The sequence below is a fragment of the Streptomyces sp. NPDC006602 genome, assembly GCF_042870385.1.
Classification (GTDB): domain Bacteria; phylum Actinomycetota; class Actinomycetes; order Streptomycetales; family Streptomycetaceae; genus Streptomyces.
On sequence record NZ_JBIAHG010000005.1, the window covers coordinates 347,598 to 363,146 of the forward strand.

Consider the following 15,549-nt stretch of genomic DNA (forward strand, 5'->3'; position numbering starts at 1 on the left):
GAGGGAGCTGCACAGTCATGGAACTTCACGACGTCTGGTTCGTGCTCATCGCCGTCCTGTGGACCGGTTACTTCTTCCTGGAGGGCTTCGACTTCGGGGTCGGCATCCTTACCAAGCTGCTGGCGCGTGACCGGCCCGAGCGGCGGGTACTGATCAACACCATCGGTCCCGTCTGGGACGGCAACGAGGTGTGGCTGCTCACGGCCGGCGGCGCGACCTTCGCCGCCTTCCCCGAGTGGTACGCCACGCTCTTCTCGGGCTTCTACCTGCCTCTGCTGATCATCCTGGTCTGTCTGATCGTCCGGGGCGTCGCGTTCGAGTACCGAGTGAAGCGGCCCGAGGAGAACTGGCAGCGCAACTGGGAGCACGCGATCTTCTGGACCTCGCTGATCCCGGCGTTCCTGTGGGGCGTGGCCTTCGGCAACATCGTGCACGGCGTGAAGATCGACCGGAACTTCGACTACGTCGGTACCTTCTGGGATCTCCTCAACCCTTACGCGCTGCTCGGCGGCCTGGTGACGCTGACGCTGTTCACCTTCCACGGCGCGGTGTTCACGGCGCTGAAGACCGTCGGCGACATCCGGACGCGGGCGCGGAAGCTGGCGACGGGAGTCGGTCTCACCACGGCTGTGCTGGCACTGGTCTTCCTGCTGTGGACTCAGGTCCAGGGCGGTGACGGCATGAGCCTGGTCGCGCTCGTCGTGGCGGTCGCCGCACTGGTCGCGGCGCTCGTGGCCAACCAGGCCGGGCGCGAGGGCTGGTCGTTCGCACTGTCCGGGGTCACCATCGTGGCCGCCGTGGCGATGCTCTTCCTGACGCTCTTCCCGAATGTCATGCCGTCCTCGCTCAACGAGGACTGGAGCCTCACGGTCACCAACGCCTCATCCAGCCCCTACACCCTGAAGATCATGACCTGGTGTGCGGCGATCGCTACGCCGATCGTGATGCTCTACCAGGGCTGGACCTACTGGGTGTTCCGCAAGCGGATCGGTACGCAGCACATCGCTGCCGAGGCCGCTCACTGAGTCCGAGAGGGGCGTGTCTCACCGTGTCATCCATCGCCGTGTTTCGTGATGTTTCACGTGAAACACGCCCCGTGGGCCGAAGGGCATGTTTCACGTGAAACCGATCGATCCGCGTCTCCTCCGCTACGCCCGCGCGACCCGGCTCTTCCTGGCGGCGGTCGTCGGACTGGGTGTCGTCGGTGCGGGGCTCCTCATCGCGCAGGCGATGCTCATCGCCGAGGTGGTGGTGGGCGCCTTCCAGCACGGGATGCCGGTGGGCGAACTCACCACTCCCCTAATGCGGTTGGTGGCCGTCGCCCTCGGCCGTGCCCTCGTCTCCTGGCTCACCGAACTGGCCGCGCACCGCGCGAGCGCCGCGGTGAAATCGGAGCTGCGTAGGCGGTTGCTGGAGCGTGCGGTCGCGCTGGGTCCCGGGTGGCTGAGTGGGCAGCGGACCGGATCGCTGGTCGCGCTCGCCACGCGGGGCGTCGACGCTCTCGACGACTACTTCTCGCGCTATCTCCCGCAGTTGGGGCTCGCGGTGGTCGTGCCGGTGGCCGTGCTGGCGCGGATCGTCACCGAGGACTGGGTCTCCGCGGTCATCATCGTCGGCACCCTGCCGCTCATCCCGATCTTCATGGTGCTGATCGGCTGGGCCACACAGTCGCGGATGGACCGTCAGTGGCGGTTGCTGTCCCGGCTCTCCGGACACTTCCTCGACGTGGTCGCCGGCCTGCCGACGCTGAAGGTGTTCGGGCGGGCCAAGGCGCAGGCCGAGTCGATCCGGCGCATCACCGGCGAGTACCGGCAGGCGACCATGCGGACGCTGCGGATCGCCTTTATCTCCTCCTTCGCGCTGGAACTGCTCGCCACGCTGTCGGTGGCACTCGTGGCCGTGACGATCGGCATGCGGCTCGTCCACGGCGACATGGACCTGTACATCGGTCTGGTCATTCTCGTACTGGCGCCGGAGGCGTATCTGCCGCTGCGCCAGGTGGGCGCGCAGTACCACGCGGCGGCGGAGGGGCTCGCGGCCGCCGAAGAGATCTTCTCGGTACTGGAGACACCGGTGCCGGAGTCGGGTTCCGCTGCCGTGCCGACGGGGGGCCTGTCCTTCGAGGGGGTCACGGTCAGATACCCCGGGCGGTCCGGGGACGCCGTGGCGGACGTGTCCTTCGCCGTCGAGCCCGGGGAGACGGTCGCGCTCGTCGGGCCGAGCGGTGCGGGCAAGTCGACCCTGCTGAACGTGCTGCTGGGCTTTGTACGGCCCGACGAGGGGCGGGTCCTGGCCGGGGGAGTCGATCTCGCCGAGGCAGACCTGGAGCAGTGGCGCGGGCGGATCGCGTGGGTACCGCAGCGGCCGCACCTGTTCGCAGGCACGATCGCCGAGAATGTACGCCTTGCACGGCCCGACGCCGACGACACTGCCGTGCGGCGGGCGTTGGGGGACGCGGGCGCGCTGGAGTTCGTGGACGCGCTGCCGCGGGGTGCCGACACCGTGCTCGGTGAGGACGGGGCCGGACTGTCCGCCGGTCAGCGGCAGCGGCTCGCGCTGGCCCGGGCGTTCCTCGCCGACCGGCCCCTGCTGTTGCTCGACGAGCCGACGGCGGCGCTCGACGGGGCCACCGAGGCGGAGGTCGTGGAGGCGGTGCGGCGGCTGGCGGTGGACCGGACGGTCCTGCTAGTGGTGCACCGGCCGGCGCTGCTGTCGGTGGCGGACCGGGTGGTGCGGCTGGCGGAACCGGTGTCCCCCGCCCGCGTGAAGGTTGTGCCCAAGGCGACTGAGGTCCGCGGGATCGAGGCCGAACAGGCTTTCGCTGCCGACACGCAAGGGACGGGTGTGCCGGCGGCGGACACTCGTGGTGTCCTCGGCCGAGTCCGGGCCATGTCCGGCGCGCAGCGCGGGCGGCTCGTGCTCGCCCTGCTGCTCGGCAGCCTCGCACTCGGCAGCGCCGTCGGGCTCATGGCCACCTCCGGGTGGCTCATCTCGCGGGCATCGCAGCAGCCGCCCGTGCTCTATCTGATGGTGGCCGTGACAGCGACGCGGGCCTTCGGGATCGGGCGGGCCGTCTTCCGGTACGCGGAGCGGCTCGTCTCGCACGACGCCGTGCTGCGGATGCTGGCCGACACCCGGGTCGCCGTGTACCGGCGCCTGGAGCGGCTCGCGCCCGCCGGGCTTCGGCAGACCCGCCGGGGTGATCTGCTGTCGCGGCTCGTCGCCGATGTGGACGCGCTTCAGGACTACTGGCTGCGCTGGCTGCTGCCCGCCGGTGCCGCCGTGGCCGTGTCCGCCGCGTCCGTCGGCTTCACGGCCTGGCTGCTGCCCGAGGCAGGCGCGGTGCTCGCCGCCGGACTGCTGGCGGCCGGGGCGTGTGTCCCGCTCATCACGGGCGCGGTGGCCCGGCGTGCCGAGCGCAGGCTGGCCCCGGCCCGAGGCGTACTGGCCACGCGCGTGACCGATCTGCTCACCGGCACCTCCGAATTGACCGTCGCCGGAGCCTTGCCCGGACGTACCGCCGAGGCGCGGCGGGCCGACGGGGCGCTCACCCGGATCGCCTCACGGGCCGCCACCGCCACGGCACTCGGCGACGGACTCACCGCGCTCCTCTCCGGCCTGACCGTCGCCGCCACCGCCCTCGTGGGCGCCCAGGCGGTCGCCGACGGCAGGCTGAGCGGCGTGGCGATGGCCGTGGTCGTCCTCACCCCGCTGGCCGCCTTCGAGGCCGTACTCGGCCTGCCCCTTGCCGCGCAGTACCGGCAGCGGGTGCGCAGGAGCGCGGAGCGCGTGTACGAGGTGCTGGACGCGCCCGAGCCGGGACGGGAACCGGAGTGGCCCCGGCAGGCGCCCGTTTCGCCGTTCCCGGTCGCGCTCAAGGGGCTTGCCGCCCGTCATGCCGGGCAGGGCCGGGACGCGCTCGCCGGGCTTGACCTGACCCTGGAGGAGGGCCGCCGGATCGCCGTGGTCGGGCCGTCCGGGTCGGGCAAGTCGACGCTCGCGCAGGTACTGCTGCGCTTCCTGGACGCGGACGCGGGCTCGTACACGCTGGGCGGCGTGGACGCGTGCGCGCTGGACGGCGACGACGTACGGCGGCTCGTCGGGCTGTGCGCGCAGGACGCGCACCTCTTCGACAGCTCGGTGCGCGAGAACCTACTGCTCGCCAGGAAGGACGCCACCGAGGACGAACTGCGCGACGCGCTGCGCCGCGCCCGGCTGCTCGACTGGGCCGACGGTCTGCCCGACGGGCTCGACACGCTGGTCGGCGAGCACGGGGCGCGGCTGTCCGGCGGGCAGCGGCAGCGGCTCGCGCTGGCCCGGGCACTGCTGGCCGACTTCCCAGTCCTCGTGCTCGACGAGCCGGCCGAGCATCTTGACCTGCCGACTGCGGATGCGCTCACCGCTGACCTGCTGGCCGCCACCGAGGGCCGTACGACGCTGCTCATCACGCACCGGCTGGCCGGCGTGGAGGCGGTGGACGAGGTGGTCGTCCTGGCCGCAGGGCGTGTGGTGCAACGGGGTTCGTATGCGGAGCTGGTCGTTGTGGAGGGGCCGTTGCGGGAGATGGTGGAGCGGGAAGAAGCAGCGGACGTGTTGGTGGGGGCGCGGTAGGCAGCCTGCGTCGAACGACGGGCGGAATCCCTGGGCGACGAGAGCAGGCACGGACCGGCATCGCAACAGACGGCGCCGGTACGGCGGTCGTGTGGCAAGCGCCTCACTGACGGCTTCACGCACGGGAGTCCGACGCTTCTCCCAACGACGCCGTACTAGCCCATCCGCGGCAACCCGTCCCCCAGGCGTACGACTTGAACAGGGCCTTGGGCCGCAGCGCGGGCCAGGATCACTGACATGCGCTCACTTCGTCGTCATCCGCTGCTCGTTCCGGCGCTGCTGTGCGCGTTCGCCGCGCTGGCTGTCCTCCCCGCGGGCACCTCCGAGGCCGTAGATGAGGGCGAGGACACGCACAGCGCCGCCGACGCCGGGATCAACGCACAGGTGATCCGGCTGTACGAGGACGCGGTCATGGCGACGCAGCGATACGAGGCCGGCCGGCAGGAGGCCGAGATGCAGCGGGCGCAGGCCGAGCGTTTCGAGGCGCTGCTGGACAGGGAGCGGCGGGGGATCGCCGTCCTGCATGAGGACCTGGGCCGGATCGCGCGCGCCCAGTACCGCAGCGGTGGCGGGCTCCCGATCACCGCACAGATGATCCTGGCGGACAGCCCTGACGAGCTGATGCGCGGTCAGCGGGCCGTCTGGCAGGCGGATCTCGCCGTCAACAACGCGATCGACAAGAGCCGCCGGGCCGAGGAGCGGCTTGCCGCGGACGAGGCGAAGGCAACGGTGGCCTGGCAGCGGTTGGACCGGCACAACACCGAACTCGCCGATCTGAAGAAGGACATCGAGACGAAGCTCGAACAGGCACGGTGGCAGCTGCAGGGCCAGGCCGACGCCTCCGTCGCGGCCGGGGCGTGCCGTGGTGCCGTCCGGCTCGACCAGCCGCAGACCGGCTCCACGAGCACCTGGGTCGCCCCGGTGGAGACGTACGAGCTGTCCGCGGGGTTCGGCAGCGGCGGCGCGCGCTGGGCGAACCGGCACACCGGGCAGGACTTCGCGGTGCCGATCGGGACGCCGGTGCGGGCGGTGGGTGAGGGCCGCGTGGTGAAGGTGTCCTGCGGGGGGCCCTTCGGCATCGAGGTCGTGCTCCAGCACGCGGGCGGCTATTTCACGCAGTACGCCCACCTCGCGGCCGTCACCGTAGACCAGGGCGAGCGGGTGAGCCCCGGGCAGTGGGTCGGGCAGTCCGGCACGACGGGCAACTCCACCGGCCCGCATCTGCACTTCGAGGTGCGGGTCACCCCGGAGATGGGCTCAGCGGTGGACCCGGCGCCGTGGCTGTCGGCGCGCGGAGTGAGCATCGGTTAGCTGTTGAACCAGCCGATGAACCAACCGTTGAACTTCCGCCTGGCCCCTCAGCCGGCCCGCTCCACCAGCAACCGCTCGATCACGACCGCCACCCCGTCCTCGTTGTTGGCGACCGTCCGCCCCGACGCCGCCGCGAGCACGTCCGGGTGTGCGTTGCCCATCGCGTACGACTGTCCCGCCCACGTGAGCATCTCGACGTCGTTCGGCATGTCCCCGAAGGCGACGACCTGCTCGTTCGAAATACCGCGCTCGGCGCAGCACAGGGCGAGCGTGCTGGCCTTCGAGACGCCGGGACCGCTGATCTCCAGCAGAGCGCTGGGGCTGGAGCGGGTGACATTGGCCCGGTCGCCGATCGCGAGGCGGGCCAGGGTGAGGAAGGCGTCCGGGTCGATGTCGGGGTGATAGGCGAGGATCTTGAGCACCGGCTCGTCGGCACCGGGCGTGTCCGGCGCCAGCAGGTCCTCGGCCGGCGCGAGCGAGTCCGGGACCTCCATGTGGAGCTTGGGATAGTCCGGCTCCTGGTAGAAGCCGTACGTCTGCTCGACCGCGTACACCGTGCCCGGCGCCGCCTCACGCAGCAGCCGTACGGCGTCCAGCGCGTTCTCCCGTGCCAGCTCGCGGACCTTCACGAACCGGTGGGCGCCGGGACCGCCGTGCAGGTCCACCACCGCGGCGCCGTTTCCGCAGATCGCCAGGCCGTGACCGTGGACGTGCTCGCTGACCACGTCCATCCAGCGGGCCGGGCGGCCGGTGACGAAGAAGACCTCGATGCCCGCCTCCTCGGCGGCCGCGAGGGCCGCGACCGTGCGCGGGGACACCGACTTGTCGTCGCGCAGCAGGGTGCCGTCGAGGTCGGTGGCGATCAGCTGCGGCGGGAGGGCGGCGGCTGCGGTCTCGGGCTCTCGAGTCGCTGAGGTCACCCGGCCATTCTCCCGTATATGCCCGCACGCCCGTGCGGGAGTCCGCACAGATGAGGCACAGAAGGTGCAGGGACGACGCGCAGACGAGCTACAGACGGCAGGTCGTCCAGGTCAGCGCAGCTGTCCCGGCGCCTCCATGGCGATCTGCTCGAATACTTTCTCGTCCGCCGCGAAGTCGGAGTCGGGGACGGGCCAGTGGATCACGATCTCCGTGAAACCCAGCTCCTGGTGCCGCCCCGCGAAGTCCACGAAGGCGTCCAGGGACTGGAGCGGACGGCCGCGGTCCGGGGTGAAGCCGGTGAGCAGGATCTTGTCGAGCGAGCCCACGTCACGGCCGATCGCGGCGCACGCGTCGGCCACCTTCTCGACCTGCCCGCGAATGGCCTGAATCGACTGTTCAGAAGTGCCGTTCTCGTACAGCTTGGGGTCGCCGGTGGTTACCCACGCCTGCCCGTGGCGCGCTGCGAGCCTGAGTCCGCGCGGCCCGGTCGCGGCCACCGCGAAGGGCAGCCGGGGGCGCTGCACACAGCCCGGGATGTTGCGCGACTCGTGCGCCGAGTAGTAGTCGCCCTGGTACGACACTCCGCTGGGTCCGTCCTCATTCAGCAGCCGGTCCAGCAGCTGCACGAACTCGGCGAAGCGGTCGGCGCGCTCACGCGGCGTCCACGGCTCCTGCCCGAGCGTGGTGGCGTCGAAACCGGTGCCGCCCGCGCCGATACCGAGCGTGATCCGCCCGCCGGAGATGTCGTCGAGGGAGATCAGCTCCTTGGCGAGGGTCACCGGATGCCGGAAGTTCGGCGAGGTCACCAGCGTGCCCAGGCGGAGATCTTCGGTGACGGCCGCGGCGGCGGTCAGTGTCGGCACGGCACCGAACCAGGGCCCGTCCCGGAAGCTGCGCCAGGACAGGTGGTCGTACGTGTACCCGGCGTGGAAGCCGAGCTGTTCGGCGCGCATCCATGCCGAACGGCTGCCTTCGTGCCAGCGGCGGTACGGGAGGATCACGGTGCTCAGACGCAGACTCATGGGTCCGAGCGTATGCGGCCCAACATGTTTCACGTGAAACGGTCACCGATGGTCACGGCATCGACACGATCACAATTGTCCGTGGGGAGCCGGGAACCGCAGATACTGCGGCGGGACCACCTTCGTCAGCCACACCCCGTTCGCGCTGACATGAAAAACATGGCCGTCCCGCTGCATGGCCGCCGCGTTCACCGACAGCACGACGGGGCGGCCCCGGCGGGCGCCGACGCGGGTCGCGGTCTCCCGGTCCGACGAGAGATGGACGTCGTGCCGGTTCATGGGGCGTAGGCCCTCGGCGCGGATCGCGTCCAGGGAGCGGGCCACGCTCCCGTGGTACAGGTACGTCGGCGGGGTCGCCGGGGGCAGGCCGAGGTCCACGTCGATGCTGTGGCCCTGGCTGGCGCGGATCCGGGTGCCGTCGATCGCGAAGCGCCGCTTGTCGTTCGCGGTGACCACGTGGTCGAGTTCCTCGCGGGTGAACCGGAAGCCGTGCGCGGCGGCCGCCGCGATCAGCGTGTCGATCTCGACCCAGCCGGCGTCGTCGAGAATCAGCCCGATCCGCTCCGGCTGATGACGCAGGTGCTTCGACAGATACTTGGACACCTTCACGGTGCGTCGTTCATCCACCCCGCCAGCCTGCCGGGCGAGAGGTGAATCACGCGAATGATTTTGCCCTCCATGTTTGATCCACAGCCAAGTGCGGTTATCCACAGGGGAATTGGCTATTCTGTGGACAACCGCCCTTTGATTCAGGGCATTTCGCCAAGGTCGCCTGACGGCACGTAACTTGCGGCGAGTCGGTCCAAGGACCGGGCCCGCACCTCCCGTTCGGCGGCCAGGGCAATGAACTCGGTTTGCTGCTGGGGACCAACCAGCCTCTCGACGGCCTGCATTGTCTCCGAGGGGATCGCGACATCACGCGTCCGCTCAGCCTGTGCCGGGGCGTCACCCGTACCGAGGTGCTCCCGCAGATGCCGGACCGCCAACAACCGCATCGCCCGAGCGAGTTCCGCGTCCATCGTCTGCTGTGCGAGCGGCCGCAGCCGTCGTACCAGCGAGGCCGCTTCTGCCGCGTCCGCGTGCGTCGGGCGGTGCGATCCGTCCAGGTGGCGGGCGAAGACATGCTCGGTCGTGAACTCCGGGAAACGGGTGGCGATGTGCTCCACCCGTCCCCTCAACTCCCGCAGATGACCGGAGATCACGAACAGCGGCACCCCCGCCGCATGCAACTCTGCGGCCACCGCGAGCCCTTGGGGACTCGGCACGAGAAAGGAGTCGTCGTCGCCGGGGACCGGCTCCAGCACGCCCAGCTGCACGGCCTCGGCGACCGCCGCGTCGTCGGGGACACCGCCGAACCGCTCGTCCAGCTCGGCGCGCGAGATCCGTACGCCTCCTCATCGGTCCACGGACCGTCCACCTCGGCGACCAGACCGAGCACCCCACCCAGGCCCCGGCCCGCGTCCCACGCCTCCAGGGGCTCCTTGACGGAGGCCAGGGTGTAGCCGCGGTCCAGGAGGTCGGCGATCTGGCGCAGGCGGACGAGATGGGCGTCGGCGTAGACGTTGGCGCGGCCGCGGCGCTCCGGGCGGGGGAGCAGCCCACGGTCCTGGTAGGCGCGGATGGTGCGGACCGTGGCGCCGCTGAGGTGCGCCAGTCCTCGATCCGTAGGCGGGCTCCTGGGCCGTCACGGGGCGGCCCTCGACATCGCGATCCGGTCGGCGGGCAGGCCCCTCGGCCGGTCGGTGTCCGTACCGCTCGGCCCGGCGGCCGGAACCCTCGGCACGTCCTTTCACGAGGCCGCCCTCGCCGTCGGAGACTTGCTCAGGTACTCGACCGCCCGGCTCAACGACCCTTCCTGCGACGGGTGGTACGACCGCCGGAAGTAGCGGGGTATCACCGCGCTCAGCTCCCGCCACGCGGGCAGCAGTCCCTTGCGCACGGCCTTCTCGTGCTCGGCGAGGGAGTAGCGCAGGCGGCCGGCGAGCTGCGGATCGTGGCGCGTCAGGTATGCCGTGCCCCACACCCACAGGTACAGCATCACCGGTGCCGTGACGGCCATGCGCGCGATGCCGCGGGCGTACCGGGGCGTGCCGGTGCCGCCGCAGTGCTGGTACAAGTCGAAGGCCGCCGCGCGGTGTTCGACCTCCTCGGCGCCGTACCGGCGCAGCAGGTCGAGCATGACCTCGTCGGCATGCGCGCGGTCGAGGCCGTCGGCGGCCGGCAAGAGCAGTTCGGGATCCCTGACCAGCGGCAGACCTTCCTTGAAGCCCCGGACGAACCAGCGCTCCCCCGCCCGGGGCAACAGGTGCAGCACATTGATCACATGGGTCGCGGTCGGCTCGCCGGGGATCCAGTGCAGGGGCGTGCGCGACCAGTCGAAGGCGACCTTGCGGGGGAGGAGGGATCCGCGCGCTCACAGGCGTGGCTCCAGACGCGCGATCGCCCGCAGCAGCCTGGGCGTGAAACGGGACACGAGGTGGAGGCCGCGCGCCTCGGGCGTCACCGGGACCACCGCCTCGTTCTGCGCCACGGCCCGCAGGATCGCGTCGGCGACCTTCTCCGGCGGGTAGTTCCGCAGCCCGTACAGGCGGGCGGTCCGCCTTTGGCGCCGTTTCTCCTCGGCGGCGTCGACCCCGGCAAAGTGCGCGGTCGAGGTGATGTTGGTGTTCACGAAGCCGGGGCAGACCGCGGTCACGCCGATGCCACGGCCGGCCAGCTCCGCGCGCAGGCACTGGCTCAGCATCAGCACGGCCGCCTTGGAGGTGCTGTAGGCGGGCAGCGCCTTGGAGGGCTGGTACGCCGCCGCCGACGCGGTGTTGACGATGTGGCCGCCCTGCCCGCGGTCGGCCATCTGCCTGCCGAAGAGCCGACAGCCGTGGATCACGCCCCACAGGTTGATGTCGAGGACCTTCCTCCAGTCCTCCGGGGTGGTGTCGAAGAAGGACCCGGACAGGCCGATGCCGGCGTTGTTCACCAGGACGTCGACCACGCCGTACTCGGCGGCGACCTTCTCGGCGAGCTTCTCCATCGCCTGCTCGTCGGAGACGTCGACCGTCTCCGCCCAGGCCTTGGGCGCGCCGACCAGCCGGGACAGCTCGGCGGTGCGGACGGTTGCCTCGGCGTCCCGGTCGACGGCCACCACGCGCGCACCGGCCTCGGCGAACGCGAACGCCGTGGCCCGCCCGATGCCGCTGCCCGCACCGGTGACCAGCACGAGCTGTCCGCCGAAACGGTCGGCGTACTTCCCCGTGGCCTTCACCGCATCAGGGCTTCCGCCCTCCACCGACGTCACGAACTGCGAGATCCATGCCGCCAGTTGGTCCGGCCGGGAGCGGGGGATCCAGTGTCTGGCGGGGATCGTGCGCCGGGTCAGCTGCGGAACCCACAGCTCCAGCTCGTCGTAGAGCTTCTCCGAGAGGAACGTGTCCCCCAGGGGCGTGATGAGCTGCACGGGCGCGTGCGCGTACGCGTCCGTGCGCGGGCGGCGCAGTCGGGCCCGTACGTTGTCCCGGTACAGCCACGCCCCGTGCGCCGCGTCCGTCGGCAGCGACGAGGTCGGATAGCCGCCTCCGGGGACCCTCTCGAGGCGCTCCAGGATCCTTGGCCAGTGCTTGCCGAGGGGGCCGCGCCAGGCCAGCTCGGGCAGCACGGGCGTCTGCAGCAGGTACACGTACCAGGACTTGGCGCCCTGGCCGAGCAGCTGGCCGACCCGGCGCGGTGTGGGGCGCTTGACGCGCTTGTCGATCCAGTGGCCGAAGTGGTCGAGGGACGGCCCGGACATGGACGTGAAGGAGGCGATCCGGCCCTCGGTGCGCTTGACGGTGGTGAACTCCCAGGCCTGCACCGAGCCCCAGTCGTGCCCCACCAGGTGCACCGGCCGGTCCGGGCTGACCGCGTCCGCGACGGCCAGGAAGTCGTCCGTCAGCTTCTCCAGCGTGAACCCGCCGCGCAGCGGCCGCGGTGCCGTGGAGCGGCCATGGCCGCGTACGTCGTACAACACCACATGGAAGCGCTCGGCCAACCGGGACGCGACCGCCGACCACACCTCCTTGCTGTCCGGATAGCCGTGCACCAGGACGACCGTCGGCTCCGAGGGGTCCCCCAGTTCGGCGACGCACAGCTCCACCCCGCCGGTTCGCACCCAGCGCTCCCGCACACCTTCCGGCAACGTCACTTGTCCTCCGCCCAGCGCCGCACCTGCGGCAGATCGTCGTCCAGCCAGAATGCGCTCTCCTCGGGGTCCCGGGAATCGGTGACGACCAGGATCTCCTCGAACTTCGCTCCCGTACCCCGGAAGCCGAGGTGCGGTTCGACCGCCCACAGGCCCGGCTGCGGCGGATGGTCGGAGAAGCGGTACGGCGACCACAGCGGGGACCAGCCCTTCCGGTGGCCGTGCAGCGCGTCGGCCTGCAGCGGCATGCGGAAGTCCACGAACGCGGTGCGGTCGCCGAACCAGGCGAAGGGCAGGCGGAACCAGTCGCGCACGCCCCGCTCGCGCAGCCACACGCGCTGCATCCGGGCCGCCTCGCGCTCGGTGACGCCGGGTTTCAGCCGCGCCGCGCCGCCTCCGCGCACTCGTAGGCGAGGCGCCGCACCTTCCTGAACCCGCGCAGTTCCGCGGCGAGTTCACCTGCTGCCGTCGTCATGCCAACGCCCTGCCGTCCCGGTCGACTGCGGTACGTGCCCGTAACTTGACAGTGGCGAATGTGGCAGTCGTTAGAAGCTGCGTCAATAGGAGACCGTCAAGCTGTGGACAACCTCGCGGATGTGGATGACCGAGGGCGCGTTGTTCGACCTGAGGGGGACCCTTAGGGACCCGTACGCCTGGAGTCTGATGCCAAGACGACCCTGCGGACTGACGACCGGCGTGGTCCAGGTCACTACCTTCGTAGACGTGACTGTGATCGCGACCGAAAGCCTGAGCAAGCGGTTCCCCCGGGTAACCGCGCTTGACCGGCTCTCCGTGGACGTCGGGCCCGGTGTGACCGGACTCGTCGGAGCCAATGGAGCCGGCAAGTCCACACTGATCAAGATCCTTCTGGGTCTGTCCCCCGCCACCGAGGGCCGCGCCGAAGTGCTCGGACTCGATGTCGCCACCAAGGGCGCCACCATCCGCGAGCGGGTCGGCTACATGCCGGAGCACGACTGCCTGCCGCCCGACGTCTCGGCCACCGAGTTCGTCGTGCACATGGCGCGCATGTCCGGCCTGCCGCCCACCGCCGCACGCGAGCGCACCGCGGACACCCTGCGGCATGTCGGCCTGTACGAGGAGCGCTACCGCCCCATCGGCGGCTACTCCACCGGCATGAAGCAGCGCGTGAAGCTCGCGCAAGCCCTCGTCCACGACCCGCAGCTGGTCCTCCTGGACGAGCCGACCAACGGCCTCGACCCGGTCGGCCGCGACGAGATGCTCGGCCTGATCCGCCGGATCCACACCGACTTCGGCATCTCCGTCCTGGTCACCTCCCATCTGCTGGGCGAGCTGGAGCGCACCTGCGACCACGTGGTCGTCGTCGACGGCGGCAAGCTCCTGCGCTCCAGCTCCACCACCGACTTCACCCAGATCACGACCACCCTCGCGATCGAGGTCACCGACACCGACGAGCACCCGGACGGCACCCGAGCGGTGCGCGACGCGCTCCACGCGCGCGGGATGGACATCCTCGACAGCGGCGCGGGCCTGCCGGGCGCCGGCCACGTGCTGCTGCTCACCGCGCAGGGTGAGGAGACATACGACCTGGTCCGCGACGTGGTCGCCGACCTCGGCCTCGGACTGGTGCGCATGGAACAGCGCCGGCACCACATCTCCGAGGTCTTCACCAACGAGGACGAGCAGCGGAAGGAGGCGGTCGGCCATGGCGGTTGAGCAGCCCATGCGGACACCGGCGGCACCCTCGGGTGACCAGACCCGCATTCACAACATCGGCTACCGCGCCTACGACGGCCCGCGCCTGGGCCGCTCGTACGCGACCCGATCCCTCTACTCGCAGTCCCTGCGCGGCGCCTACGGCCTCGGCCGCTCGGTCAAGTCCAAGGTGCTGCCGATGCTGCTGTTCGTGGTGATGTGCGTGCCCGCGGCCATCATGGTCGCCGTCGCGGTCGCCACCAAGGCGAAGGACCTGCCGCTCGACTACACGCGCTACGCGATCGTCATGCAGGCGGTCATCAGCCTGTACGTCGCCTCGCAGGCACCCCAGTCCGTCTCCCGCGACCTGCGCTTCAAGACCGTACCGCTGTACTTCTCGCGGCCCATCGAGACCGCCGACTACGTACGCGCGAAGTTCGCGGCCCTGGCCTCGGCGCTGTTCGTCCTCACCGCCGCCCCGCTGCTGGTGCTCTACGTGGGCGCCCTGCTGGCCAAGCTCGACTTCACCGACCAGACCAAGGGATTCGCACAGGGGCTCGTCTCCGTGGCAATGCTCTCGCTGCTCTTCGCCGGCCTCGGCCTGGTCATCGCGTCGGTCACCCCGCGCCGCGGCTTCGGCATCGCCGCCGTGATCGCCGTTCTGACCATCTCCTACGGCGCCGTGTCCACGCTCCAGGCCATCGCCGACGCGCAGACCAGCACCGGATCCATCGCCTGGATCGGCCTGTTCTCCCCCATCACGCTCATCGACGGAGTGCAGTCCGCGTTCCTCGGCGCGAGCTCGGCGTTCCCCGGAGGGGCCGGCCCGACGAACGGGGAGGGTGTGGTCTACGTCCTCGTCACCCTCGGCCTGATCGCCGCCTGCTACGGCCTCATGATGCGCCGCTACCGAAAGGTCGGACTGTGACCACGCTCAACATCGACCACGTCTCGCGCTGGTTCGGCAACGTGGTCGCCGTCAACGACATCACCATGACCATCGGCCCCGGCGTCACCGGCCTCCTCGGCCCCAACGGCGCCGGAAAGTCCACCCTGATCAACATGATGGGCGGCTTCCTCGCCCCCTCCACCGGCACCGTCACCCTCGACGGCGTGCAGGTGTGGCGCAACGAGAACATCTACAAGCACATCGGCATCGTCCCCGAGCGCGAGGCGATGTACGACTTCCTCACCGGGCGCGAATTCGTCGTCGCCAACGCCGAGTTGCACGGTCTGGGCGCCAAAGCGGCCCAGAAGGCCCTCGCCACGGTCGAGATGGAGTACGCGCAGGACCGCAAGATCTCGACCTACTCCAAGGGCATGCGGCAGCGCGTGAAGATGGCCAGCGCGCTCGTCCACAACCCCTCGCTGCTCCTGCTGGACGAGCCCTTCAACGGCATGGACCCACGCCAGCGCATGCAGCTCATGGAGCTGCTCCGGCGCATGGGCGACGAGGGCCGCACCGTGCTGTTCTCGTCCCACATCCTCGAAGAGGTCGAACAACTCGCCCGGCACATCGAGGTGGTCGTCGCCGGCCGGCACGCGGCCAGCGGTGACTTCCGCAAGATCCGCCGCCTGATGACCGACCGACCGCACCGCTACCTGGTGCGCTCCAGCGACGACCGCGCTCTCGCGGCCGCGCTGATCGCCGACCCGTCCACGTCCGGCATCGAGGTCGACCTGGCGGAGGGCGCGCTGCGCATCCAGGCCGTCGACTTCGGCCGCTTCACGGCCCTGTTGCCGAGGGTGGCCAGGGACCACGGCATCCGGCTGCTCACGGTCTCGCCGTCCGACGAGTCGCTCGAATCCGTCTTCTCGTATCTCGTCGCGGCGTAGGAG

At 70.6% G+C, this 15,549-nt stretch carries 10 protein-coding genes and 3 pseudogenes; 6 read left to right on the plus strand and 7 right to left on the minus strand.

Annotated elements, in window-relative coordinates:
- Positions 1–17: 17 nt before the first annotated feature.
- From cydB to ACFYO2_RS16690, 3 genes are all read left to right on the plus strand, one after another.
- Positions 18–1,025, plus strand: a complete 1,008-nt coding sequence (cydB, locus tag ACFYO2_RS16680) for a cytochrome d ubiquinol oxidase subunit II (RefSeq protein ID WP_388349182.1) — start codon at positions 18–20, stop codon at positions 1,023–1,025.
- Between the two features lie 85 nt (positions 1,026–1,110).
- Positions 1,111–4,611, plus strand: a complete 3,501-nt coding sequence (gene cydD, locus ACFYO2_RS16685; RefSeq protein ID WP_388349184.1) for a thiol reductant ABC exporter subunit CydD — start codon at positions 1,111–1,113, stop codon at positions 4,609–4,611.
- A 237-nt stretch (positions 4,612–4,848) separates the two neighbouring features.
- On the plus strand, positions 4,849–5,922 hold the full coding sequence (locus ACFYO2_RS16690) for a M23 family metallopeptidase (RefSeq protein ID WP_388349187.1): 1,074 nt from the start codon (positions 4,849–4,851) through the stop codon (positions 5,920–5,922).
- A gap of 47 nt (positions 5,923–5,969) precedes the next feature.
- On the opposite strand, the gene ACFYO2_RS16695 is transcribed toward ACFYO2_RS16690, so the two are convergent.
- The 7 genes and pseudogenes from ACFYO2_RS16695 to ACFYO2_RS16725 form a co-directional block, all read right to left on the minus strand.
- Complete coding sequence (locus ACFYO2_RS16695; RefSeq protein ID WP_388349189.1) at positions 5,970–6,842, minus strand: Cof-type HAD-IIB family hydrolase; 873 nt, start codon at positions 6,840–6,842, stop codon at positions 5,970–5,972.
- A 111-nt stretch (positions 6,843–6,953) separates the two neighbouring features.
- Positions 6,954–7,865 carry an LLM class flavin-dependent oxidoreductase gene (locus ACFYO2_RS16700; protein ID WP_388349191.1) on the minus strand — a complete coding sequence of 304 codons (912 nt, stop codon included), beginning with the start codon at positions 7,863–7,865 and terminating at the stop codon, positions 6,954–6,956.
- A 69-nt stretch (positions 7,866–7,934) separates the two neighbouring features.
- Positions 7,935–8,492 (minus strand): RNA 2'-phosphotransferase, encoded by a 558-nt coding sequence (locus ACFYO2_RS16705; RefSeq protein ID WP_388349193.1) that lies wholly within the window; start codon positions 8,490–8,492, stop codon positions 7,935–7,937.
- A 122-nt stretch (positions 8,493–8,614) separates the two neighbouring features.
- Positions 8,615–9,519 (minus strand): annotated as a pseudogene (locus tag ACFYO2_RS16710) (MerR family transcriptional regulator).
- Positions 9,520–9,654: 135 nt separating this feature from the next.
- Positions 9,655–10,266: pseudogene (locus ACFYO2_RS16715) on the minus strand (metal-dependent hydrolase); the annotation flags it as partial.
- Between the two features lie 12 nt (positions 10,267–10,278).
- Positions 10,279–12,039, minus strand: a complete 1,761-nt coding sequence (locus ACFYO2_RS16720; protein ID WP_388349195.1) for an SDR family oxidoreductase — start codon at positions 12,037–12,039, stop codon at positions 10,279–10,281.
- Positions 12,036–12,511: pseudogene (locus ACFYO2_RS16725) on the minus strand (hypothetical protein). Before ACFYO2_RS16725 ends, ACFYO2_RS16720 begins: the two are co-directional and overlap by 4 nt.
- A gap of 254 nt (positions 12,512–12,765) precedes the next feature.
- On the opposite strand from ACFYO2_RS16725, the gene ACFYO2_RS16730 reads away from it, so the two are divergent.
- Genes ACFYO2_RS16730 through ACFYO2_RS16740 form a run of 3 tightly spaced genes read left to right on the plus strand, consistent with a single transcriptional unit; the run spans position 12,766 to position 15,546 of the window.
- Positions 12,766–13,731: an ABC transporter ATP-binding protein gene (locus ACFYO2_RS16730; protein ID WP_388349615.1), complete on the plus strand. Its 966-nt coding sequence runs from the start codon at positions 12,766–12,768 to the stop codon at positions 13,729–13,731.
- Complete coding sequence (locus ACFYO2_RS16735; protein WP_388349197.1) at positions 13,721–14,638, plus strand: ABC transporter permease; 918 nt, start codon at positions 13,721–13,723, stop codon at positions 14,636–14,638. Before ACFYO2_RS16730 ends, ACFYO2_RS16735 begins: the two co-directional genes overlap by 11 nt.
- On the plus strand, positions 14,635–15,546 hold the full coding sequence (locus tag ACFYO2_RS16740) for an ABC transporter ATP-binding protein (RefSeq protein ID WP_388349199.1): 912 nt from the start codon (positions 14,635–14,637) through the stop codon (positions 15,544–15,546). The genes ACFYO2_RS16735 and ACFYO2_RS16740 overlap by 4 nt, the downstream gene beginning before the upstream one ends.
- Positions 15,547–15,549: the final 3 nt, after the last annotated feature.

Coding starts and splice junctions, on each gene's coding strand:
- cydB (WP_388349182.1), top strand. CDS start 18: ATGGAACTTCACGACGTCTGGTTCGTGCTCATCGCCGTCCTGTGGACC.
- cydD (WP_388349184.1), top strand. CDS start 1,111: ATGTTTCACGTGAAACCGATCGATCCGCGTCTCCTCCGCTACGCCCGC.
- ACFYO2_RS16690 (WP_388349187.1), top strand. CDS start 4,849: ATGCGCTCACTTCGTCGTCATCCGCTGCTCGTTCCGGCGCTGCTGTGC.
- ACFYO2_RS16700 (WP_388349191.1), bottom strand. CDS start 7,865: ATGAGTCTGCGTCTGAGCACCGTGATCCTCCCGTACCGCCGCTGGCAC.
- ACFYO2_RS16735 (WP_388349197.1), top strand. CDS start 13,721: ATGGCGGTTGAGCAGCCCATGCGGACACCGGCGGCACCCTCGGGTGAC.